The organism is Amycolatopsis sp. Hca4 (assembly GCF_013364075.1).
Lineage (GTDB): Bacteria > Actinomycetota > Actinomycetes > Mycobacteriales > Pseudonocardiaceae > Amycolatopsis.
Genome location: NZ_CP054925.1, coordinates 1,278,449 through 1,299,262 on the forward strand (window position 1 = coordinate 1,278,449; position 20,814 = coordinate 1,299,262).

A 20,814-nucleotide genomic window follows, 5' to 3' on the forward strand; every position below is an offset into this window, starting at 1 on the left:
CGGAAGGAAAATTCCTCACGTGTCCACTGTGGACGTCAGAGTTCCGCCAGCTGCGGCACCGTCGGGGCCATGCCCTCGATCCACGCGGCAGGCGAGCCCGTCGTCGGCGTGACGATCGCCGTCTGGATGCCGAGCTTGGCGTAGTCGGCCATCGACCGGACGAAGTCGTCGCGGGTTTCCGGGTTGGGGCGGGGGTTGTTGGCCAGGATCGTCTTGCGGATCGCGTCGTAGTCGCGGCCGACGTCGTCGCAGTGGCGGCGCAGCACGTCCAGCTTGTGCGCGACGTCCTCCGGCGATGACCCGAACAGGTTGCAGGCGTCACCGTACTGGGCGACCAGCCGCAACGTCTTGCGTTCTCCCGAACCGCCGATGAGCACCTTCGGCCGGTTGATCGGCTGCGGCGAGCACAGCGTCTCGGCCAGCTGGTAGTACTTGCCCTCGAACGGGCCGTTGTTCGCCGGGTCCCACATCTGCGCGCAGATCCGCAGCGTCTCCTCCAGCCGCTCGAACCGCTCACCCAGCGGCGGGAACGGCACGCCCATCCCCCGGTGCTCGCGCTCGAACCACGCGGCCCCGACGCCGAGCACGGCCCGGCCACCCGAAAGGACGTCGAGCGTCGTGACGATCTTCGCCAGCAGGCCCGGGTGCCGGTAGGTCACGCCGGTGACGAGCAGGCCGAGGTCGATCCGGGACGTGTGCGCGGCGAGGTAACCGAGCGTGGTGTAGCCCTCCAGCATGTTCGACTCGGCGGGCAGGCCGGTCGGCTCGATCTGGAAGTAGTGGTCCATGAAGGACAGCCAGGTCGCCCCGGCCTCCTCCGCCGCGGCGCCCACGCGGGCGAGTTCGCCCGCGATCGCGGGCGTGCCGCCGTCGATGTCGAAGATGGGCAGGTGGAAACCGAGTTCCATGGAACGCACTCCTGACGTGATCGGTGTGCCCCCACGCTAGGACCTGGAGCGCACTCCAGGGCAAGTCTCATCCCACGGCCGAGGCGAAGAAGTCCGCGACCGAGCGGTCGGACACCGGGCCTTCGGTCACCGGCACCCCGGCCGCACGCAGGCGCGCCGCGAATTCCGCCGACTTCCGGCCCCCGTTGCCCAGCAGGAACGGCGGTGCGCCCGGGCCGGCGTACGTCAGCGGGCTCGCCGCCTGCCACGTCGAGGGCGCGCGCCCCAGCGCCATCAGCACCGAAGCGCGGGTGAGCGGGTCCTGGCCCGCGAGCTCGAACTCCGCCGGCGCCGCCAGCGCCGCCACCGCGCGGACCATGCTGTCCTGCCCCTGGTACGGGCCGCTGTCCCGACCTCGCGCGACGCCGAGCAGCGACGCCAGGGTGCCGCCCGTCCCGGTGCCCGCCACCGCGATCCGGGCCGGGTCGATGTCGAGCGCGGCCGCGTTGGCCTTGAGGAACCGGACCGCGCACCGGGCGTCGGCGAGCGGGGCAGGCCACCGCGCGGCGGGCGCGAGCCGGAAGTCGATCACGGCGACCGCGAAGCCGCGCGCCGTCAGCTCGTCCCGCAGAGAGCCGAACCGCGAGCCGGAGAGCAGCGCGCCCGGGCCGGTGAGCTTGCGGTTGCCGAGGACGAGCCCGCCGCCGTGCAGCAGGAGCACCACCGGGGCCGGCGGTCCGCCCGGGCTGCGCCGGTGGATGTCCATGGCCAGCGGGATCCCGTCGGCGCGGCAGTACTCGTACGTGCCGGGGCCGGTGTCGAGCAACGTCGACGCGGCGGGCCCGGTGCTGCTTTCGCCGGCCGCGACGGTGCCCGCCACGCCGGTCGCGAGCACCGCCACGAGCAGGGGGAACAGCACGATCCACGCCGTCACCCGGCGCGCCGCGGACGGCCACGGGTGCGCTCGCCGCCGGGCCACCACGAGGAAGCCGAACAGGGCGAGGACGGCCAGCCCGGCCACCACGGCGTCGGTGAAGCCCACCACCGTGTCCGCAGGCTGCCACGGGTCGAACCGCGTCAGCAGCCCGAGCGGCCGGCTGATCACCCACACGGCGAGCGCCGCGGCCGCCGTGAACGCGCCGAAGTGCGCCGTCTTGCGGGTCGGCCACCCCAGCGCCGCGACGGCGGCGACCAGCCCGACCGCGGCCACGAGGCCGAACAGCATCGCGTACAGCTGCCAGACCCGCCACAACGCGGGCAGCGCGGCCGCCGTGGTCACGGCCCCGCCGAGGGCGGCGAAGACGGCCGTGACCAGCAGCGGACCGCGGCGCAGCGCGGCCGGCGGGCTCGTCGGCGGGCGGCGCGTGCCGGGATACCCGTCGACGACCTTCATGCCGCCAGTGTCACCCTCACCGGGCGGACGCGCACCCTACTTGCGCGCCGCCGTGTAGTTGCGGAACAGCAGGTAGGTGTCGAGGATGTCGGACGACGCGCTCTGCACCGACCGGTAGATCCCCCACTTGGGACGGACGTAGTCGCCCTGGTCGGGCAAGTTCACGTTGCTCATGCTGCCCTGCGCGGCGACCGGCGCGCTCGCCCCGGTGCCGTTGCGGATGACGCAGGCCGCCTTGCCCTTCGAGCCCGGCGTGAACGTCCACTCGACGGTGATCCACTTGTCCCGCAACGGCGCCAGGTCGGTGACCGCGATGCTCGGCGACCCCGAGTTGGCGTACGCGCGCGCGTTGAGCTGTTCCTTGCTGCCGCTGCGGGTCAGGTCGAGCGTCACCCACGGGCCGCCGTTGGTCGACGGCGTCTTCGTCTGGAAGATGTGGGTGAACTTGCTGGTGCCGTGCAGGGACGCGGGGATGTACATCTCGTAGGAGAGCGTCCAGGTTTCGCCGTTGTGCATCTTCAGCGTGGTGCCGTTCTGCACCATGCCCTTCGACTCGGTGCGCTGGCGGTCGCCGCCGCCGGTGGTGTCGCGGTCGTCCTTCCAGATGTTGAACCGGTAGTGGTCGCCTTCGACCACGACGTACTTGCGGTCGGGGTGGTGGTTGCCCCGGTCGGCCTCGATCCCTTCGAAGGCCTTCAGGCCGTCGGTGGCGGGGTTCGGGTGCCACAGCGGGGCCGCGTCGGCGGGCAGCGCCGCGCTCAGGACGAGCGGGACGGCGAGAGCGGAGACGGCGAGCGAGCGCAGGGCCGCCCGGCGGGGGAATTCCGGCATCGTCGGTGTGTCCTTCCTGACGAGCTGTTCGGCAGGGGTGCACATCGGTCGGCGGACGGACCCGGAAAACCGGGCTGGACATCCGATGTCTTACGCCATGAAGCTAGAAGAGACAGCGCTTTCTGTCAATCCCACCCCGGTTGCCGCCCTGGTTGGCCAAGAATTCATCGGATGCCATGGCCGGCTCAGCCGTAGCACTCGGCCAGCGCGCCGAACGCCGCCTTCGGTTCCCACGGGACGTCGGGGTACACCTTTCCCGTTCCCTCCTCCAGCACCTTCACCACGCCCCAGCTGGCCATGTCCAGGTCGGTCCGCGGGTCGGCCCGGTGCACCAGGCCGTAACACACGAACGTGCAGGCGAACGCGGCGTCGACACCTTCGTCCGTGAAGATCTCCACCAGCTCGCGGAGGTACTGCGCCTGCTCCTCTTCGTCCCGCGTGTACTCGCCCTTCAGCCGGACCGGGACGTCGCCGTCGTACTCGAGGATTTCGCCGCACCGGGCGCCCAGGCCCGCCGCGCCGCGGTAGGGCGTCACCCCGAACTCGGTGATCGCCACCGGTTTGCCCGCCGCGACCAGGTTCCGGACGCCCTCGCGGTAGATGTGCTCGACCTCCTTCGAGCGGTGCGCGTCCACCGAGACGATGTCGAAGGGCGCCCAGTCGACGCGCTCCAGCGGAACCGCCGCGTACGTGACGCGGCCGCCGAACCGGGCCCGGACCACCTCGACCGCGCGGGCCAGGAACGCGTTGACCCGCTCCGGCAGCCCGGCGACGAGTTCCCGTGACGCCAGCAGGTTCTCCAGCCGCTCGGGAAGGCTGCCGCCCGGCAGGAAGCCCCGGCAGAACAGGCTCAGCTCGGCGCCGGTGACGAACACGATTTCGGCGCCCGCCTCGCGGAGCCGCTCGGCACGGGCGGCGCCGTCGGCGAAGAGGGCCAGCAGCTCGTCTTCGTCGCGTTCCCAGGGGAACGGCGAGAACCACACCTCCAGTCCGAGCGCCGCCGCCTCGCGGGCGGCGAACTCGATCCGGTCGAGGTCGGTGCCGATCAGCCGCACCGCCGTGCAGTGCAGGTCGTCGCGGATGATCGCCAGCTCGCGGCGCACCAGGTCCGGGTCGAACGGGCGGTTGAACCGCCCGCCGGTCTCGAGTCCGGTGTCGTAGCCGATGCCCTTGGCCCGCATGTCTGCCTCCCAGATTTAAGGTACGGTCCGTACCGTACCGCACGGCGCTAGAGTAGCCCCATGGCGACACCGAAGACCCGGCGCCGGGGCACCGAACTGGAAGAGGCGATCCTGCGCGCGGCGGCGGCCGAGCTCGCCGAAACCGGCTACCCCGGGCTGACCGTGGAACGGGTCGCCCAGCGCGCCGGCACGAACAAGAACACGATCTACCGCCGCTGGCCGAACCGCGCCGCCCTCGGCGTCGCCGCGTACCGGCACCTGGCCGAGGACACGCTCAAGCCGCCCGACACCGGCAGCCTCCGCGAGGACGCACTGGCGCTGCTGCGCGCGATCAACTGCGGCCAGACCTCGCCCGCCGCGCGTGCGCTCCGCGGCCTCCTGACCGGCGTGGGCGACGAACCGGAGCTCCGCGAGCAGCTGCACCAGCAGGCCGCCGAGGGAGGTGCGGCCGCCTGGCTCACCGTCGTCGGCCGCGCGGTGGACCGGGGCGAGGCCCGGCCGGGCGCACGGCACCCCCGCGTCGCCACGGTCGCCCTCGTGCTGCTACGCAACGAATACCTCACCCACGGACTGACCACAGTGGACGACGACGTGCTCGTCGAGCTCGTCGACCTGGTCTACCTGCCGCTGGTGCGCGCATGACCGACCGGCTCACCCGGCACGACCGGCTCGCCGCCGCACTGGCCGAAGCCGGCGACGACCTCCTCGCCGGGGCACGTCCGCTCGGCACCGGCATCGGCGGGTCGTCCTGGCTGCTGCGGGTGGCCGGGGAACCGGTCTTCGTCAAGCGGGTGGCGCTCACCGACGTCGAACTCGCGAACCCCCGTTCGACGGCCGACCTCTACGGGCTGCCGCCGTGGTCGCACTACGGCGTCGGGTCCGCCGGCGGCGGCGCCTGGCGCGAGCTGGAAGCACACCTGATGACGACCGCGTGGGTCCGCGGCGGCGAGTGCGCGAACTTCCCGCTCCTGCACCACTGGCGGATCCTGCCCGGCCTGCCCCGTCCGCGCGGCGACATCGACGCCGACGTCGCGTTCTGGCACGGCGACGCCGGCGTGCGGCGCAGGCTCGAAGCGCTGGACGGCGCCACCACCGATCTCGTGCTGTTCCTCGAGTACCTGCCGCACGACCTCGCCGGGTGGCCGGGCGACGACCTCCCGCTCGAAGAAGACCTGCGGCACATCACCGGATTCCTGGCCGCCCAAGGCGTCCAGCACTTCGACGCGCACTTCGCCAACATCGTCACCGACGGCGAACGGCTCTACCTCACCGACTTCGGCCTCACCGTGGCTTCGCGGTTCGACCTCTCGGACGCCGAAGCGGAGTTCCTCGCCGACCACGCAACCCACGACCGGGCCTACGTCCTGACCCACCTGCTCAACCGGCACGTCCGCGGCCTGCGCGCGTGGCCGGATGCCCGCTCCCGCAACGACTTCGTCCGCGCGTGCGCCGCCGGCGAGGTGGCGGACCAGGCCCCGCTGCTCCGCCGGTACGCGCCGCTGGCCGCCGTCGTCAACGACTTCTACTTCGCGCTCCACACCGAGAGCCGGAAGACGCCCTACCCGCGTGAGGCGATCGCCGAGCTGCTGGCCCGCCGGCCGTAAGACTCTTGACCACCGGGACCACGCCGACCTAGAGTCAGCGTACCCGAATCATGTTAACGTTAACATGCGCAGGCCCCGAAGGAACCGACAACGATGAAGTTGTTCTCCCCGCGCCGTTTCGGCGTCGTGCTGGCCGTCGCGGCCGCCCTCGTCCCCCTCGGCAGCGCCGGTGCCGGTGCGGCTCCCGCCGCCGGCGGCAGCGTCCGCGCCGCCGCGAACACGCTGACCGTGACCGGCCTCGACGACGTCCGTGGCAACCTCACGCTGCCGACGAGCGGCCCCGGCGGTACCAGCGTGGCCTGGACGTCCTCCGCGCCGTCGGTGATCACCCCGACGGGCGAGGTCACCCGGCCAATGACCGGCGCGGCCCCGGCCGAGGTCGTCCTGACCGCGAAGGTCAGCCTCGGCCGTGAGAGCACCACGCGGCGGTTCACCGCCACCGTCGTCCCCAAGCCGGTCCAGGAACCGTTGGCCGGCTACAGCTTCTTCTACTTCACCGGCGAAGGCACCTCCGACGGCGAGCAGATCTACTCGGCGCTGAGCAAGGGCAACGACCCCCTGAACTGGACCGAGCTCAACAACGGCAGGCCGGTGCTCAAGTCGAGCCTCGGCGAACTGGGCGTGCGCGACCCGTTCATCCTGCGCTCCCCCGACGGCGACAAGTTCTACCTGCTGGCCACCGACCTGCGGATCTACGCCGGCCGCGGCTGGGACGCCGCCCAGCGCACCGGCAGCCGGTCGATCATGGTGTGGGAGTCGACCGACCTGGCGCACTGGTCCCGCCAGCGCAGCGTCGAGGTGTCCCCGCCGACCGCGGGCAACACGTGGGCCCCGGAGGCCTTCTGGGACGCCAAGCGCGGCACGTACGTCGTCTACTGGGCGTCGAAGCTCTACGCGGAGAACGACCCGAACCACCTCGGCGACAGCTACAACCGGATGATGTACGCGACCACGCGCGACTTCGCCACCTTCAGCGCGCCGAAGGTGTGGATCGACCCGGGTTACTCGGTGATCGACTCGACGGTGATCGAGAACCAGGACACCTACTACCGGTTCACCAAGGACGAGCGCAACAACACCTCCTCGACGCCGTGCAGCAAGTTCATCACCGAGGAGAAGGCCACCGACCTGCTCGACCCGCACTACGGCTTCGTCGCCGACTGCATCGGCAAGGCCACCGCGACCAGCCCGGGCCTGTCCGCGGGCGAAGGCCCGACCGGGTTCAAGTCCAACACCGAGAACAAGTGGTACCTGTTCATCGACGAGTTCGGCGGCCGCGGGTACGTCCCGTTCGAGACCACCGACCTGGACTCGGGCAAGTGGACGATGTCGACCGGCGCGCACCTGCCAGCGTCGCCGCGGCACGGCACCGTCCTGCCGGTCACTCAGGCCGAGATGAACCGGCTGAGCGCACCCCCGGCGCCGGCGAAGGCCGACGCGAAGGGCCTGGTCGCGCACTGGCCGCTCGACGCGAAGTCGGGCACGGTCGCGGCCGACACCACCGGCCACGGCTACGACGGCGCCCTCGCCGGTGACGTCGGCTGGAGCGACGGGGCACTGGCCTTCGGCGGCAAGAACGGGCACGTCCAGCTGCCGAACAACCTGCTCACCGGCGCCTCCGCGGCGACCGTGTCGGCCGACGTCCTGGTCGATCCGAACCAGCAGACGCCGTACTTCCTGTGGGGCCTGGGCAACACGGCCGAGGACGGCACCGGCAACGGCTACCTCTTCACCACCGGCGGTACCGCGAGCGGCGGCTTCCGCGGCGCCATCGCCACCGGCAACTGGACCACCGAGCAGGCGGCCGACGCCGGCGGCGGGCTGCCGCGCGGGGTCTGGAAGAACGTGGCCCTGACGGTCGGCAACGGCGTCGAGGTGCTGTACCTGGACGGCGTCGAAGTGGGCCGCAACCAGAACGCCACGATCAAGCCTGCCGACCTCGGCGGCGGCGTCACGGCGGCGAACTACCTCGGCCGCTCGGTGTACGCGGGCGACCGGACGCTGACCGGCAAGATGAAGGACGTGCGGCTGTACAACCGGGCGCTGTCCGGGCTCGAGGTCGCCACGCTCCCGTCGAACAGCACCGCGATCCGCTCGGTGCAGCTCGACGCGCTCAAGACGCCGGCCGTCGTCGACGCCGGCGCCGGCACGGTCGTGCTGCCGGTCAAGCCGGGCACCGACCTGCGGCGGCTGTCGCCGAAGTTCGACCTGGCGCCGGGCGCGAGCATCAGGCCGGACAACGGAAAGCCGGTCGACCTCAGGTCGCCGAAGCAGTTCACCGTGACCGGTGCGGGCGGCGAGCGTCGCGTGTGGACGGTCGAGGCGCACGAGGTGCGCAGCCCGGTCCTGCCGGGGTACCACGCCGACCCGAACATCGTCGCCTTCGGCGACACGTACTACCTCTACCCGACCACCGACGGCTTCGACGGCTGGAGCGGCACGAAGTTCTCGGCGTGGTCGTCGAAGAACCTCGTCGACTGGACGGACGAGGGCGTCATCCTCGACCTCGGCAAGGACGTGAGCTGGGCCGACAAGAACGCCTGGGCGCCAACCATCGCCAAGCGCGGCGGGAAGTACTACTTCTACTTCTGCGCCGAGGCGAAGATCGGCGTCGCGGTGAGCGACTCCCCGACCGGCCCGTTCACCGACTCCGGCAAGCCGCTGATCGCGAAGAACCCCGACGGCGGCCAGGCCATCGACCCGGCGGTGTTCATCGACCACAACGGACAGCCGTACCTCTACTGGGGCAACGGCAACGCCTACGTCGTCCCGCTCGACGAGGACATGGTGTCCTACGACCCGGCGAAGATCACCCGCCTCGACGGCCTGACCGACTTCCGCGAGGGGCTGTTCATGGTGGAGCGGAAGGGCACGTACTACCTCAGCTGGTCCATCGACGACACCCGCAGCCCGGACTACCGCGTCGGCTACGCCACCGCGCCGAGCCCCACCGGGCCGTTCACCAACCGCGGCGTGATCCTGAGCAAGGACGCCCACCTGGGTGTCCTCGGCACCGGGCACAGCTCGATGCTGCAGGTCCCGGGCACCGACGACTGGTACCTCGCCTACCACCGCTTCGGCATCCCCGGCGGCGACGGCACCCACCGCGAGACGACGATCGACAAGCTGACGTTCCGCCGCGACGGGACGATCGCCCCGGTCGTCCCGACGCTGGAAAGCGTGCGGCCGCAGCGGATCCCGTGGCACTGCGGGGCGGTCCGGGCGAGCTGATCCCGGGTGGGCCACTCGATCGGGTGGTCCACCCGATGCGGTGAGACGGAGATCACCAGCGGCAGCGTTTACCCCGCTTCGAGCGGGGTAAACCTCCGCCGTTCGGGTTGCTTCGCCGCTTTCCGCCTCAGGAGTCGTTTGATGACCAGCGTCCTGACCGACAACCTCGGGAACTCGCGTCCGGTGCCCCGGCCGCGCCCGCGTCCGGTCACGTCCGACACGCTCGCGGAACTCGCCCGCCTCGCCGCGCTGGCCGAGCTCGCCCGCCGCTCGTCCCCGTCCCTGATGCACCACGCGATCCTCGCCGGCACGTCCCCGGCCACGGTGGCGGCAGCCGCGAACGTCGACGTCGCCGAAGCCCACATCCGCTGGCACGAGTGGGCCGACACGGCGGTCGGGCGCGAAGAGTACCTGCGGGTGCACACCGCGTTCGCCGCGGCCGTGGTCGCCCGCCACGAGGCCCTGGAGGAAGAACCGTGCCCGTGAGCACCGAAGAGACGACCCTGGCCGACCTGGCCGCACTCGGCGACGCGGCCACCGAGCTGCTGGCGGAGATCACCGAGCAGCTGGCCACCGTGGGTTCACGCCGCTGACACCCGCCGGCCTGGCCACGCCGGGGCCGGCCCGGCGCGGCCACGGCGCGTCCGGCTCACAGGACGTCGTCGAGGCGGATCGGGAGCCGGTGGTGGCGCCGGCCGGTTGCGTGGTGGACCGCGTTGGCCACCGCCGCCGCGACGCCGACCATCGCCACCTCGCCGAGTCCCTTCACCCCCACCGGGTTGAACCGCAGGTCGGGCTCGTCCACGAAGTCGACGTCGATCCGCCCGACGTCCGCGTTGACCATGACCGGGTACTCCTCCAGCGTGGCGTTGAGGAAGCCGCCGGTGCGCGGGTCGGCGAGGCTTTCCTCGCGCAGCGCCCCGCCGATCCCCCACACCACGCCGCCGCGGACCTGGCTCGCCGCGGTCACCGGGCTCGCGACCCGGCCGCAGTCGACGACGCTGACCACCCGCGGCACCCGGATCCGGCACGTCGTGGGCTCGACGCGGACCTCCACGAAGTGGGCGACCCAGCTGAACGTGCTGAACTCCGGGTAGACCGGCCCGGAGATGGCCAGGTGCCCGGCCCGCGCCTGCCCGACGGCCTCCGCCGGTTGCCCGGGCCCGACCGTGGCCGCTTCGACCTCGACCGGGTGCCCGATCCGCGCGACGGCCGCGGCGACGTCGACCGCGCCGGTGCCGGCCGCGTCGAGGTGCTTGCGCAGCTCGCGCAGGCCGGCGTGCACGGCGGGCAGCGCGGTCGCGGTGCCCCACGAACCCGCGGTGAGGTGCTGCGCGGCGTACCGGGTGTCGCCGACGCGGACTTCGACGTCCCGGACGTCGATCTCGAGGTCGGTCGCGACGAGCAGCGCGATCGCCGAGCGGATGCCCTGGCCCATCTCGTGGCCGTCGACACCGACCGTGACGCGGCCGTCGGCGGTGGCGGTCAGGTGGGCGACGGCGGGCGCGATGTGGCCCGGGTAGCTGCCCACGGCGACGCCCCAGCCGACGAGTGAACCGTCGTCGGCGCGCATCGAGCCGGGCCGCGGGTCACGGGCGGCCCAGCCGAACCCGGCGGCGCCCCGGCGGAGGCATTCGGCGAGGAACCGGGTGGAGAACGGCCGTCCGGTCACCGGGTCGGTCAGCGTGTCGTTGGCCAGCCGCAGCGCGACCGGGTCCTGGCCGGTGACGTGCGCGAGTTCGTCGACCGCCGACTCGAACGCGAACACCGCCGAGCTTTCGAACGGCGCCCGCATGTAGCCCGGTGTCTGGACGTCGGTCTGCACCAGCCGCTGCCGGCCGCGGAAGGCCGGGAAGCCGTACAGCCGCGAGGTGACTTCGGTGTGCATGGCCGGGAACAGGTCGTGGCGGGAGGTCTGCTGGTCGACCTCGTGCACGGCGGCGAGGATCCGGCCGGTCTCGTCCGCGCCGAGGCGGACGCGGTGGCGGGTGGCCGGGCGGAAGCTGCCGTTGTGGAAGGTCTGGCTGCGCGTCAGCACGAGCTTGACCGGACGGCCGAGCCGCTTCGCGACCAGTGCGAGCGGGGCCAGGTGCGGCTGCAGCGAGTTCTTCTGGCCGAAGCCGCCGCCGACGAACGGCGAGCGCACCTCGATCGCGGCCGGGTCGAGGCCGAGCTGCCGGGCGAGCCCGTGGCGGACCGCGGCCGCGTTCTGCGTGCCTTCGTGGACCACGAGGGTGCCGTCCCGCCATTCGACGACGCCGCCGTTGAGCTCCATCGGGACGGCGTGCTGGGCCGCGTGCTCGGAGGTGTGGTCGATCCGGACCGGGCTGGCGGCGAAGGCCGCGTCGGCGTCCCCGACCTTGATGTCGGCCAGGAACGGCAGCGGGATCGCCTCTTCCTGCACCAGGGTGGTCGCGCCCTCGGCGTCGAGGTCGACGGCGACCGGCTCGGGTTCGTAGTCCGCCGTGACCAGCTCGGCGGCCTCGGTGGCCGCGACCGGCGTCTCGGCGACCACCAGGGCGATCGGCTGCCCGCGGTAGGCGACGCGGTCGTCCAGCAGCGGCTGCAGGCTCTGGAAGGAGAAGCCGCCGCCCATGATGAAGCCCGGCCCCGTGAGCTCGGCCTCGGCGAACCGGGTCACGACGAGCAGGACGCCGGGCACGGCCTCCGCCGCCGCGGTGTCCACCCGGGACACCCGCCCGCGGCCGATCCGCGCCGGGACGAGGGCCGCGTGGGCGAGGCCGTCCGGGACGCGGTCGGTGCCGTAGGCGGCCCGGCCGGTGACCTTCTCGACGGCGTCGGCACGTGGTGTCATCGGGCAGCCCTTTCCCCGGCCGTGCGCACGGCGTCGGCGACCGTGCGGATGCCGAGTTCGATCCGGAATCCGTTGTGGGTGCCGGGACGCGCCCCGGCGAAGGCGATTTCCCCGGCGCGGCGGGCGTTCCCGGGCGTGAGCGGGGCGCCGCGGAGCACGCGCTCGGCCTCCGTGGCCCGCCAGGGCCGCGTGGCGACGCCGCCGAGCGCGATCCGGCAGTCGCCGACCACGCCGTCCTCGACGGTCAGGGCGACGGCGGCCGAGGCGAGGGCGAAGGCGTAGGACTCGCGGTCGCGGATCTTCAGGTACGTCGAGCCGCGGCCGGCGGGTGTCACCGGGACGCGGATGCGGAGGATCAGCTCGTCGGCGGCCAGGGTGTGTTCGCGGGCCGGGTCGTCGCCCGGCTCGACGTGCAGGCCGGCCAGCGGGACGGTGCGGTCACCGCGCGGGCCGGCCACGTCGACGACGGCGTCGAAGGCCAGGAGGGCGATCGCCCAGTCGCCGGGGTAGGTGGCGATGCAGGCGTCGCTGGTGCCGAGCAGGGCGTGGGTGCGGTCGTGGCCGCCGCGCGCGGCGCAGCCGCTGCCGGGTTCGCGCTTGTTGCAGGCGAATTCGGAGCCGCCGCGGAAGTAGCTGCACCGGGTGCGCTGCAGCAGGTTCCCGCCGACGGTCGCCATGTTCCGCAACTGCTGCGACGCGGCCCGCCACAGCGACTCGGCGAGCGCGGGGTAGCCGTCCCGGACGGCGGGGTGCTCGGCGACGTCGGCCATCCGGGCGCCGGCCCCGAAGACGAGTTCGCGCTCGCCGGCGTCGATCGTGGCGAGTTCGGGCAGCCGGTGCACGTCGATGACGGCGGGCGGGGTTTCGACGCCGAGCTTCATCAGGTCGTAGAGCGTGGTGCCACCGGCGAGCACCTTGGTCCCGGGAACGGCGTCACGCAGGGCGGCGACGGCTCCGCTGAGGCTGCCGGGCGCGAAGTAGGCGAAGGGGCGCATCAGGCCTCCCCGGCGGCTTGCCGGACGGCGGCCACGATCCCGGCGTAGGCCCCGCACCGGCAGAGGTTGCCGCTGAGGTACTCACGGGTCTGGTCGTCGTCACCGGCGTGGCCTTCGGCGATGCAGGCGAGCCCGGACATGATCTGCCCGGGCGTGCAGTACCCGCACTGGAGGGCGTCGTGGTCGACGAAGGCCTGCTGCAGCGGGTGCAGGCCACCGTCCGGGCCGGCAACGCCTTCGATGGTGGTGACGTCCTGGTCCGCGGCCTGCACGACAGGCGTCAGGCAGGACACGACCCGGCGGCCGTCGAGGTGCACCGTGCAGGCACCGCAGTGGCCATGGTCGCAGCCCTTCTTGGTGCCGGTCAGCCCGAGCCGTTCCCGCAGCACGTCGAGCAGCGACTCCCGGGGATCGACGGCCAGCCGCACGGCTTCGCCGTTGACGGTGAGGGCAACGGGGGTTTCTGGAGTGGACACCCGGCGACGCTAACGGCTGCGGCCCGCGCGGCGCTTTCCCGTGATTGCTGCCGGGGACACCGTTTATTGCTCTAGCCGCGCACCGCGGCCCGGTACGCCGAGGGCGACTGCCCGATCTGCGCGCGGAAGGCCGCCGCGAACCGCGACGGTGTCGCGAAGCCGCACGCCTGCGCGATCTCCGTCACCGACAGCTCGCCGCGCTCCAGGTGACGGCACGCCCGTTCGACGCGGACGCGGGTCAGGAAGCGGTACGGCGTCTGCCCGGTCGCCGCCTTGAACACGCGGAGGAAGTGGAACGGGCTCAGGTCCGCCGCGGCCGCCATGTCGGCCAGGGTCAGCGGGAGGTGGTGGTTGTCGCGGATGAACCGGACCGCGCTGCGGGTGCGCAGCTCGTCGCGGCCGGGTGCGCGCGGCGGGGGCGCCGCCGTGTGGTGGGTCAGCAGGTGGACGGCCAGGAACGCGGCCGCCGACTCCGCGTACAGCTCGTCCGCGCCGGCCACGGCCGCCGCGCCCAGCGCCGTCGCCACCGACGCCAGCACCGGGTCCTCGACGCGGAGGGCGTCCGGGCGGCCGAGGCGGCTCGCGTCGCGGCCCCAGAGGTCGAGGGCCGTGCGGTCGATCAGGGCGGCAGGCAGGTGGATGTGGGTGGTCCGCGTGCGACCCTCGCCGCGCCAGCGGATGCGGGCCGGGTGGCCGGGCGCGGTCAGGCCGATCGAACCGGGTCCGTAGTCCGCGCGCCGCCAGCGGGCGCCGTGGCGCGACTCGATCATCTTGGTCCCCGCGCTGACCAGGACCAGCACCTGCTCGTCGACAGGCGGCAGGTCCACCTCGGCCACCGCGGCGTTGTCGAGCAGCCGCACGCTCAGCGACGGCCAGCGGCCGCTGAACCGCACGCGGGCGCCTGGGTCGATCGCCTCCGTCACGACCCGACCCTAACTTCAGCCGGCCAGTTCGGGCAGGACCAAGGTGTGGTGGGTGTGGCGGACCTTCGCGTCGAGGTACCGCAGGTTGTCCGGGGTCGCGTGGACGCCGGTGGGCACCGTCCCGGCGACCGTGACACCGCGGTCGCGCAGCTGCCGGACCTTGTCCGGGTTGTTGGTCAGCAGGTCCACCTCGGCGATGCCCAGCGCGGCGAGCATCTGCGCCGCGGCGGTGTAGTCGCGGGCGTCTTCGGGCAGGCCCAGCGCGGTGTTCGCTTGGTAGGTGTCGAGGCCCGCGTCCTGCAGGGCGTAGGCGTCGAGCTTGGCGTACAGCCCGATCCCCCGGCCCTCCTGGCGCAGGTAGAGCAGGACGCCGCCGGCGCCGTCGATGCGTTCGACGGCCTCGCGCAGCTGCGGTCCGCAGTCGCAGCGGGCGGAACCGAACACGTCCCCGGTCAGGCACTCCGAGTGCAGGCGCACCAGCGGCCGGACCGGGTCGCCGAACACCAGGGCGACGTGCTCGGCGCCGTCGGCCAGCCCGTCGAAGGTGACGACTTCGGCCGTCGCCGAGTAGCCGTCGGCGAAGCGCAGCGGGACCCGCACGCGGGTGCGGACGGTGGCGACGGGGATCATGGCGGCTCCTGGGCGTTCAAATTTGAACCTCAAGCCGACCGTACCCCTTGAGTTCGAATTTGAACAACAGGTACCGTTGTGACATGGGTCGTGCGCGGTGGCTGAACGCCGAGGAGAAGCGCGCCTGGAACGCGTTTCTCGGCACCTACGAGCTGCTCAACCGGCGGCTGGACCAGCAGCTGAAGCAGGACTCCGGGATCTCGCACCTCCAGTACGTGATCCTCGCCCGGCTCAGCGGGGCCCCGGACCACGAGCTGCGGATGACCGAGCTCGCCTGCGCGGTCTCGAACACCAAGAGCGGGCTGACCTACCAGATCGGCCAACTGGAGCGAGCCGGCCTGGTGCGCCGCCGGGCCTGCGAGAACGATCCCCGCGCCGTCTACGCCGTGCTCACCGACGAAGGACTGGCCCAGCTGGAGCAGGCCGCCCCCGGGCACGTCGCCCTGGTCCGCGAGCTGCTGATCGACGTCCTCACCCCGGACCAGCTGCGCTCGCTGGCCGACGGCCTCGGCGAGGCGAACCGCCGCATGCTCGCGACGGGCGACACCGCCGAGGGCTGCCCGTGAGTGACCTGTCTCACTTTCCCGCCTGAGCCACCCCCATTCCGGAACCCGCCCCGCGCCGCCGGAGAACAGCCCATGACACCGGCTGGATCGAAAGGCGGGCGATGACCCCGGAAGACACCGATGCCGACGACGACGCGAGCGTGATCGCGCGGTCGCGGCACGAGCCGAGCCTGTTCGCGGTCATCTTCGACCGCCACTCGCGGCACATCCACCGCTACCTGACCCGGCGCCTCGGCCCGACGACCGCCGACGACGTCCTCGCGGACACGTTCCTGATCGCCTTCGACAAGCGCGCGAAGTTCGACCCGGCGCGGTCCGACGCCCGGCCGTGGCTCTACGGCATCGCCACGAACCTCGTTTCGCGGCAGCGGCGGACGGAAGTGCGCGAGCTGAAGCTCCGGCAGGCCGTCGGGCCGCCGCCCGCCGAGGAAGGACACGCCGACCGGGTCGCCGACCAGGTCAGCGCGCAGGCACTGGGGGTGCGGCTCGACCGCGCCCTGGCCGCCCTGCGGCCCCGCGAACGGGACGTCCTGCTGCTCACCGCCGCGGAGGGCCTGGGCTACCAGGAAGTCGCCGAAGCGCTCGGCATTCCCGTCGGCACCGTCAAATCCCGCCTCAGCCGGGCCCGCGGCCGCGTCCGCGCCGAGCTCGGCGCCTTCGACCTCGTGAAGGAGACCTCGGGTCATGGATGAACTGGACCTGATCCGCGACCGCGCGGAAACCGTCGGCTTCGCCCCGGCGGAACACCTCGCCCCGGCCCGCGAGCGGCTGCTGGCCGCCGCGCGCGGCGAACGGCGGCACCGGTCACGCCGCTGGGTCTGGCTCGGCGGCGCCTCGGTCGGCCTGGCCGCCGCGATCACCGCCGTCGTCACGCTGGCCCCGGCCGACCAGGTCGGTGTCGGGCCCGCCGTGGCGCACGCCGACCCGGTCAAGGTGCTCACCGCGGCGGCGGACACCGCCCTGAAGGACCCGGGGAAGCCGCCGCGCCCCGACCAGTTCCTCTACGTGAAGACCGAATACACCATTCCACCCAACCGCGAAGTCTGGCTCTCGGTCGACGGCACCCGTGACAGCCTGATCGGCAGCGCCAAGGAAGGGGGCTGCCGCAACGGCAAGGCGCCGATGTACGGCACGAACGACCCGCGCGCGGAGGGGACGCTCCAGGACTGCACCCCCAAGACGATCTACCGGACGGACCTGCCGACGACGGCCGACGCGATGCTGGCCTACCTCTACGGGAAGGAGGCCGATCGCGCCGGCCGGGCCGGCTACATCGGCAAGGCCGTCTACACCCTCGCCTACGAGCAGGTCCTCCAGCCGGCGTCCTACGCGGCCCTGTTCGAGGCCGCGGCGAAAGTGCCGGGCCTGACGGCCCTGGACCACGTCACCGACGGCGCCGGCCGCCCCGGCGTCGGGATCGAGTTCCCGGTGTCCTCCGGTTCGAGCCCGAAGGCGCAGCCGATCGTGCTGGTCTTCGACGCCACCACCTACCAGTTCCTGGGCACGACCGACAGCGCGGTGACCGTGAAGACCTACGTCGACGCCGTGGGGCAGCGCCCCTGACCGGCGCGAACACGGGAGCTTCCCGGTTCTCGCAACCATTCCGGCCTCCCGCCCGTGTATTCGAGGTGTGAGGACCTCTTCGGATCGACGACGGCAGTTCCGGGCACGAGCGGTGGCGGTCGCGGTGCTGGCCGGTGCCGGCCTGGCGTTCGCCCACGCGCTGGCCGGGGTGCCGTTCAGCGGCCCGGTCCTGGCCGCCGCGGCCGGCGGGAACAGCCTGCCCGACCCGGCGGCCACCGGCCCGGCCGCGGCACCGACGGCCACGGCCACCCGGACGGCGGTGAGCCCGGTCCTGCCGTTCAACGCGAAGCTGACCTCCGACGACATCCCCGTCCCCGGCGGCGGGGTGCGCAGCGGCGCCTGCAGCGGGTCGCTGGTCGCGCCGCAGTGGATCGTCACCGCCGGGCACTGCTTCCACGACCTGAAGGACACCCGGATCGGCGGGCGGCCGCCGTACACGATGACCGTCACCGTCGGGCGGCTGAAGGACAGCGACCCCGGCGGGTACACCTCCGAGGTCGTCGACGTCCGGCAGTCACCGGTCAACGACCTGGCGGTGGCGAAGCTCGGCCGCCCGGTCGAGGACGTCACGCCGGTGGCGCTGGCGACGACCCGGCCGCCGGTCGGCCGGCAGCTCCAGTTCGCCGGCTGGGGTTCGCTCTCGGCGACCGTGCTCGGCCCGTCCGACCACCTCAAGCGCGGCCGCTTCACGGTGTCCGGCGTCGGCCAGGTGACCCTGGAGGCGCAGCCGGTGGGCAAGCGCACGGTGGAGAACGGCCCGTGCCCGGAGGACTCCGGCGGTCCGTTCTTCGTCTCCGACGACGACCGCACCGCGACACTGGTGGCCATCGTCAACACCGGGCCGCCGTGCCCGCAGCCCGGGCCGGAGACGATCGCCAGGGTGGACGTCGTGGCGGACTGGATCCGCGAGCAGACCGGCTGAGTCACCGCGGCCGCAGGGCGGCCAGTTCCTCGGTGATCAGCAGATCCGGGTCGAACTTCATGCCGGCGAAGTGGCCGGCCAGCTCGAGGGAGAGCACACCGTGCAGGCGGGTCCAGAAGGACAGCGCACGGTGCAGGACCGCGGGCGGCGCGGGGTGCCCACCCGCCCATTCGCGGTGGGTCTCCAGGTGGGTGTCGAACGGCGTCGGCGGCTCCTCGCCCGCCTCTTCGGCGCAGGCTTCGATGAGCGCCGCCATCACCTCGGACGAGATCGCGGTGGTGTCGCCGGGCGCGTGGTAGCCGGGCACGGGCGTGCCGTAGATGAGGAAGTACCGCTGGGGGTCGCTGCGCGCCCAGCCGCCGATGGTGGCCGCCAGGCCGGCCAGGTCCGCCCCGGCGTCGCGCGCCGCGCGGACGGTGTCGGCGAGGCTGCGGTAGGCGTCGCGGATGAGCGCGGTGATCAGCTCGTCGCGGCTCGCGAAGTACCGGTACAGCGCCGGGCCGCTCATGCCGACCTGCTTGGCGATCGCGTTGAGCGACAGGGCGGGCACCCCGGCCGCGGCGATCTGCTCCCACGCGTGGCGCTTGATCTCTTCGCGCACCTGGGCTCGATAGCGCTCTCGGGGGCTCTCGCTCATCACCGTTAGACGTTATCACGTTTCCTATTGACACTCACTTCTCTACGTTATAGCTTCTAACCATCACGACAGGCGCTAACCAACGGAGGACTCCATGATCGGCACCCGGCTCCGCGCCGCCCTGCTCACGCTCTCGGTCACCGCGGGACTCGCCGGCACCGCCGTCCCGGCCGGCGCCACCCCGGCCCCGTCACTGAGCTGCCGCGGCACCGGCATCGATCCGGCCGCCCAGCTGCACCACCGCACGCAGACGCTGGTCGAGGCGCCGGCCACCGCGGTCTGGCGGCTGCACACCGACGTGGCCGGCTGGCCCGCCTGGCAGCAGGCCGTCACCGGTGCGCGACGGCTCGACCCCGGCCCGCTGCGCCCGGGTTCGCGGTTCCGCTGGACCACGCCGGCCCCGCCCACTCCCACCACCCCGGCGACCACATTGGTCATCACCTCGACCGTCGGGCAGGTGCAGCCGGGCCGCTGCGTCCGCTGGACCGGCCCGGCGATCGGCGCCGGGCTGCGCATCGACCGCGGCGTGCACGTCTGGACCTTCACGCCGGTGCGCGGCGGCGTGCTCGTCCGCACCGAGGAGAGCTGGACGGGTGCGCAGATCGAGGCCGACCCGGCCACCGCCCTCCGCTACCTGGCCGCCGGGCTCGACGCCTGGCTCGCCGACCTCAAGACCACCGCCGAAGCCCGCTGAGCCATCCCGGAGGAGAAGACGATGACTGTCACCACCCCGCCCCGCACCTCGAAGGCCGTGCTCGTCGCGGCCTGGGCCGTCCCGGTCATGGTGGCCGGCCAGTTCGCCCTGCTGTCGGGCGTGCCGATCGCCGTCGTGCTGATCGGTTCGCTGCACCGCCGGGAGCACCGCCCGTGGGCCGCCGCCCTCGCCGCGGTCTACGCCGGCGTGCTGACGACGTGGCTGGCCGGCCCGAGCACGGCGCCGAGCCTGTCGAAGTACCTCAGCCCGGTGGCCACCGCGTTGTTCACCGCGGCCGGTGTCGTGGTCGCGGTCGCGGTCAGCCGGCGTGCTCGATGACGAAGGCGGTCAGGAAGCCGACGGTGGCGAGCAGCCCGGTGTAGAGCTCGGTGCGTTCGAACGCCTCGGGGATCATCGTGTCGGCGATCATCGCGAGGATCGCCCCCGCGGCCACCGCCGTGATGGCGGCGACGGTCGCGGGGGACGCGGTCCGCAGCAGCAGGTTGCCGACGAGGGCCGCGGCCCCGCTGGCCAGCGCGATGCCGATCCAGACGCCGAAGACGTACCGCGCGCTGCGGCCGGCCGTCTTCATGCCGGCGGCGCTGGAGAGGCCTTCGGGGACGTTCGAGATGAACACGGCGGCCAGCACGGTGACGCCGACGCCCCCGCCGCCGAGCAGGGACACGCCGAGCACGACGGACTCCGGGACCCCGTCGAGCAGGGCACCGACGGCGATCGCGGCCCCGCTGCCCGCGGTGTCCTGTTCGGACGGTTGCTGGTCGCCGGAGCGCTTGCGGTGCCGGGCACCCCGGCGGGCCAGCAGGACGTTGCTCAGGACGTAGACGGCGGCGCCGCCGAGGAAGCCACCGGCGGTCGGCCCGAGCCCGCCGGCCCGCTGCGCCTCGTCGACGAGGTCGAAGGCGAGCGCGGAGATGAGCACCCCGGCCCCGAAGGCCATGATCCCGGCCACCACCCGCCGCGGCACCCGCACCCACCAGGCCACCGCGGCGCCGAGCACGAGCGCGATCCCGCCGACGAGCCCCCAGAACCCCGCCTCCACCCACTGCGGCACGAGCAGCCACCTTTCCGCCGAGTCCGTGCTCCTCTCGCAAGGGGACTACCCACGCCGGGCCGCGCGAACCCGGATCCGCCCCGACCCGCGGTCCGGGAGATCTCCGGCCTTCCGCCGAGCAAAGGCTTCGCCCGGCTCCTCGAAGGCCGAGCTGTGGCGCGCGTCACGGAATGCGCGGCGATCTTCGGCGCTACACACAGGAGAACCGTTCGTCCACAAGGGAGGGCCATGTCCGCCACCACCACTCCGGAAGAGTCCGTCGCCGTGCCCGAGCTGGAGGACTTCGACTTCCCGCTCACCGATGGCGCCGCCTGCCGCATCGACGACCCGGACTGCGAAGCCTGCCAGTGAGATCAGGCTCCGGCCACGGCAT

Annotated in this window: 22 protein-coding genes; 11 read left to right on the forward strand and 11 right to left on the reverse strand. The window is 72.9% G+C overall.

Going from position 1 to position 20,814, the window contains the following annotated elements; genetic code table 11:
• Nucleotides 1–35: 35 nt before the first annotated feature.
• From HUT10_RS05445 to HUT10_RS05460, 4 genes are all read right to left on the reverse strand, one after another.
• Nucleotides 36–908, reverse strand: coding sequence for an LLM class F420-dependent oxidoreductase (locus HUT10_RS05445; RefSeq protein WP_176170157.1), 873 nt, complete (start codon nucleotides 906–908; stop codon nucleotides 36–38).
• A 67-nt stretch (nucleotides 909–975) separates the two neighbouring features.
• On the reverse strand, nucleotides 976–2,280 hold the full coding sequence (locus HUT10_RS05450; protein WP_176170158.1) for an alpha/beta hydrolase: 1,305 nt from the start codon (nucleotides 2,278–2,280) through the stop codon (nucleotides 976–978).
• Nucleotides 2,281–2,316: 36 nt separating this feature from the next.
• Nucleotides 2,317–3,111: a hypothetical protein gene (locus HUT10_RS05455; protein ID WP_176170159.1), complete on the reverse strand. Its 795-nt coding sequence runs from the start codon at nucleotides 3,109–3,111 to the stop codon at nucleotides 2,317–2,319.
• 185 nt (nucleotides 3,112–3,296) lie between these two features.
• Nucleotides 3,297–4,292, reverse strand: a complete 996-nt coding sequence (locus tag HUT10_RS05460) for a hypothetical protein (protein ID WP_176170160.1) — start codon at nucleotides 4,290–4,292, stop codon at nucleotides 3,297–3,299.
• 60 nt (nucleotides 4,293–4,352) lie between these two features.
• On the opposite strand from HUT10_RS05460, the gene HUT10_RS05465 reads away from it, so the two are divergent.
• The 4 genes from HUT10_RS05465 to HUT10_RS05480 all read left to right on the forward strand — a co-directional run bounded on the left by HUT10_RS05465 (nucleotide 4,353) and on the right by HUT10_RS05480 (nucleotide 9,613).
• A complete protein-coding gene (locus HUT10_RS05465; protein ID WP_176170161.1) occupies nucleotides 4,353–4,934 on the forward strand; it encodes a TetR/AcrR family transcriptional regulator in 582 nt (193 codons plus the stop codon).
• On the forward strand, nucleotides 4,931–5,896 hold the full coding sequence (locus HUT10_RS05470; protein WP_176170162.1) for a hypothetical protein: 966 nt from the start codon (nucleotides 4,931–4,933) through the stop codon (nucleotides 5,894–5,896). Before HUT10_RS05465 ends, HUT10_RS05470 begins: the two co-directional genes overlap by 4 nt.
• 93 nt (nucleotides 5,897–5,989) lie before the next feature.
• Complete coding sequence (locus HUT10_RS05475) at nucleotides 5,990–9,127, forward strand: family 43 glycosylhydrolase (protein ID WP_176170163.1); 3,138 nt, start codon at nucleotides 5,990–5,992, stop codon at nucleotides 9,125–9,127.
• A gap of 141 nt (nucleotides 9,128–9,268) precedes the next feature.
• On the forward strand, nucleotides 9,269–9,613 hold the full coding sequence (locus HUT10_RS05480; protein ID WP_176170164.1) for a hypothetical protein: 345 nt from the start codon (nucleotides 9,269–9,271) through the stop codon (nucleotides 9,611–9,613).
• A 163-nt stretch (nucleotides 9,614–9,776) separates the two neighbouring features.
• Here HUT10_RS05480 and HUT10_RS05485 read toward each other — a convergent pair whose 3' ends face one another.
• The 5 genes from HUT10_RS05485 to ribA form a co-directional block, all read right to left on the reverse strand.
• Nucleotides 9,777–11,942 carry a xanthine dehydrogenase family protein molybdopterin-binding subunit gene (locus tag HUT10_RS05485; protein WP_176170165.1) on the reverse strand — a complete coding sequence of 722 codons (2,166 nt, stop codon included), beginning with the start codon at nucleotides 11,940–11,942 and terminating at the stop codon, nucleotides 9,777–9,779.
• A complete protein-coding gene (locus HUT10_RS05490; RefSeq protein ID WP_176170166.1) occupies nucleotides 11,939–12,937 on the reverse strand; it encodes a xanthine dehydrogenase family protein subunit M in 999 nt (332 codons plus the stop codon). Before HUT10_RS05490 ends, HUT10_RS05485 begins: the two co-directional genes overlap by 4 nt.
• Nucleotides 12,937–13,413 carry a (2Fe-2S)-binding protein gene (locus HUT10_RS05495; protein WP_176170167.1) on the reverse strand — a complete coding sequence of 159 codons (477 nt, stop codon included), beginning with the start codon at nucleotides 13,411–13,413 and terminating at the stop codon, nucleotides 12,937–12,939. Before HUT10_RS05495 ends, HUT10_RS05490 begins: the two co-directional genes overlap by 1 nt.
• 71 nt (nucleotides 13,414–13,484) lie before the next feature.
• Entirely contained in the window at nucleotides 13,485–14,336 is an 852-nt protein-coding gene (locus tag HUT10_RS05500) for a helix-turn-helix domain-containing protein (protein WP_176170168.1), read from the reverse strand.
• Nucleotides 14,337–14,351: 15 nt separating this feature from the next.
• Nucleotides 14,352–14,966, reverse strand: a complete 615-nt coding sequence (ribA, locus tag HUT10_RS05505) for a GTP cyclohydrolase II (RefSeq protein WP_176170169.1) — start codon at nucleotides 14,964–14,966, stop codon at nucleotides 14,352–14,354.
• 83 nt (nucleotides 14,967–15,049) lie between these two features.
• Between ribA and HUT10_RS05510 the strand changes: the two genes are divergently transcribed.
• From HUT10_RS05510 to HUT10_RS05525, 4 genes are all read left to right on the forward strand, one after another.
• Nucleotides 15,050–15,532, forward strand: a complete 483-nt coding sequence (locus tag HUT10_RS05510) for a MarR family winged helix-turn-helix transcriptional regulator (protein ID WP_176170170.1) — start codon at nucleotides 15,050–15,052, stop codon at nucleotides 15,530–15,532.
• Between the two features lie 101 nt (nucleotides 15,533–15,633).
• Nucleotides 15,634–16,224 carry an RNA polymerase sigma factor gene (locus tag HUT10_RS05515; protein ID WP_176170171.1) on the forward strand — a complete coding sequence of 197 codons (591 nt, stop codon included), beginning with the start codon at nucleotides 15,634–15,636 and terminating at the stop codon, nucleotides 16,222–16,224.
• On the forward strand, nucleotides 16,217–17,095 hold the full coding sequence (locus HUT10_RS05520; RefSeq protein ID WP_176170172.1) for a CU044_5270 family protein: 879 nt from the start codon (nucleotides 16,217–16,219) through the stop codon (nucleotides 17,093–17,095). The genes HUT10_RS05515 and HUT10_RS05520 overlap by 8 nt, the downstream gene beginning before the upstream one ends.
• Before the next feature lie 67 nt (nucleotides 17,096–17,162).
• Nucleotides 17,163–18,038 carry a trypsin-like serine protease gene (locus tag HUT10_RS05525; RefSeq protein WP_254896696.1) on the forward strand — a complete coding sequence of 292 codons (876 nt, stop codon included), beginning with the start codon at nucleotides 17,163–17,165 and terminating at the stop codon, nucleotides 18,036–18,038.
• A gap of 1 nt (nucleotide 18,039) precedes the next feature.
• Here HUT10_RS05525 and HUT10_RS05530 read toward each other — a convergent pair whose 3' ends face one another.
• On the reverse strand, nucleotides 18,040–18,675 hold the full coding sequence (locus HUT10_RS05530) for a TetR/AcrR family transcriptional regulator (RefSeq protein WP_176170173.1): 636 nt from the start codon (nucleotides 18,673–18,675) through the stop codon (nucleotides 18,040–18,042).
• A gap of 94 nt (nucleotides 18,676–18,769) precedes the next feature.
• Between HUT10_RS05530 and HUT10_RS05535 the strand changes: the two genes are divergently transcribed.
• Nucleotides 18,770–19,369, forward strand: coding sequence for an SRPBCC family protein (locus tag HUT10_RS05535; RefSeq protein ID WP_176170174.1), 600 nt, complete (start codon nucleotides 18,770–18,772; stop codon nucleotides 19,367–19,369).
• Between the two features lie 21 nt (nucleotides 19,370–19,390).
• Nucleotides 19,391–19,708: a hypothetical protein gene (locus HUT10_RS05540; protein WP_176170175.1), complete on the forward strand. Its 318-nt coding sequence runs from the start codon at nucleotides 19,391–19,393 to the stop codon at nucleotides 19,706–19,708.
• Here HUT10_RS05540 and HUT10_RS05545 read toward each other — a convergent pair.
• Entirely contained in the window at nucleotides 19,689–20,441 is a 753-nt protein-coding gene (locus tag HUT10_RS05545; RefSeq protein ID WP_176170176.1) for a ZIP family metal transporter, read from the reverse strand. The genes HUT10_RS05540 and HUT10_RS05545 overlap by 20 nt on opposite strands.
• A gap of 228 nt (nucleotides 20,442–20,669) precedes the next feature.
• Here HUT10_RS05545 and HUT10_RS51780 point away from each other — a divergent pair, with 228 nt between their 5' ends.
• Nucleotides 20,670–20,792, forward strand: coding sequence for a hypothetical protein (locus HUT10_RS51780; RefSeq protein WP_255410490.1), 123 nt, complete (start codon nucleotides 20,670–20,672; stop codon nucleotides 20,790–20,792).
• Nucleotides 20,793–20,814: the final 22 nt, after the last annotated feature.

Excerpts from the sequence above, each read along its gene's own strand:
- HUT10_RS51780 (WP_255410490.1), top strand. The coding sequence starts at position 20,670 with ATGTCCGCCACCACCACTCCGGAAGAGTCCGTCGCCGTGCCCGAGCTG.
- HUT10_RS05450 (WP_176170158.1), bottom strand. The coding sequence starts at position 2,280 with ATGAAGGTCGTCGACGGGTATCCCGGCACGCGCCGCCCGCCGACGAGC.
- HUT10_RS05535 (WP_176170174.1), top strand. The coding sequence starts at position 18,770 with ATGATCGGCACCCGGCTCCGCGCCGCCCTGCTCACGCTCTCGGTCACC.
- HUT10_RS05460 (WP_176170160.1), bottom strand. The coding sequence starts at position 4,292 with ATGCGGGCCAAGGGCATCGGCTACGACACCGGACTCGAGACCGGCGGG.
- HUT10_RS05470 (WP_176170162.1), top strand. The coding sequence starts at position 4,931 with ATGACCGACCGGCTCACCCGGCACGACCGGCTCGCCGCCGCACTGGCC.
- HUT10_RS05445 (WP_176170157.1), bottom strand. The coding sequence starts at position 908 with ATGGAACTCGGTTTCCACCTGCCCATCTTCGACATCGACGGCGGCACG.
- ribA (WP_176170169.1), bottom strand. The coding sequence starts at position 14,966 with ATGATCCCCGTCGCCACCGTCCGCACCCGCGTGCGGGTCCCGCTGCGC.
- HUT10_RS05455 (WP_176170159.1), bottom strand. The coding sequence starts at position 3,111 with ATGCCGGAATTCCCCCGCCGGGCGGCCCTGCGCTCGCTCGCCGTCTCC.
- HUT10_RS05480 (WP_176170164.1), top strand. The coding sequence starts at position 9,269 with ATGACCAGCGTCCTGACCGACAACCTCGGGAACTCGCGTCCGGTGCCC.
- HUT10_RS05515 (WP_176170171.1), top strand. The coding sequence starts at position 15,634 with ATGACCCCGGAAGACACCGATGCCGACGACGACGCGAGCGTGATCGCG.
- HUT10_RS05475 (WP_176170163.1), top strand. The coding sequence starts at position 5,990 with ATGAAGTTGTTCTCCCCGCGCCGTTTCGGCGTCGTGCTGGCCGTCGCG.
- HUT10_RS05530 (WP_176170173.1), bottom strand. The coding sequence starts at position 18,675 with ATGAGCGAGAGCCCCCGAGAGCGCTATCGAGCCCAGGTGCGCGAAGAG.
- HUT10_RS05465 (WP_176170161.1), top strand. The coding sequence starts at position 4,353 with ATGGCGACACCGAAGACCCGGCGCCGGGGCACCGAACTGGAAGAGGCG.
- HUT10_RS05485 (WP_176170165.1), bottom strand. The coding sequence starts at position 11,942 with ATGACACCACGTGCCGACGCCGTCGAGAAGGTCACCGGCCGGGCCGCC.
- HUT10_RS05490 (WP_176170166.1), bottom strand. The coding sequence starts at position 12,937 with ATGCGCCCCTTCGCCTACTTCGCGCCCGGCAGCCTCAGCGGAGCCGTC.
- HUT10_RS05540 (WP_176170175.1), top strand. The coding sequence starts at position 19,391 with ATGACTGTCACCACCCCGCCCCGCACCTCGAAGGCCGTGCTCGTCGCG.
- HUT10_RS05520 (WP_176170172.1), top strand. The coding sequence starts at position 16,217 with ATGGATGAACTGGACCTGATCCGCGACCGCGCGGAAACCGTCGGCTTC.
- HUT10_RS05510 (WP_176170170.1), top strand. The coding sequence starts at position 15,050 with ATGGGTCGTGCGCGGTGGCTGAACGCCGAGGAGAAGCGCGCCTGGAAC.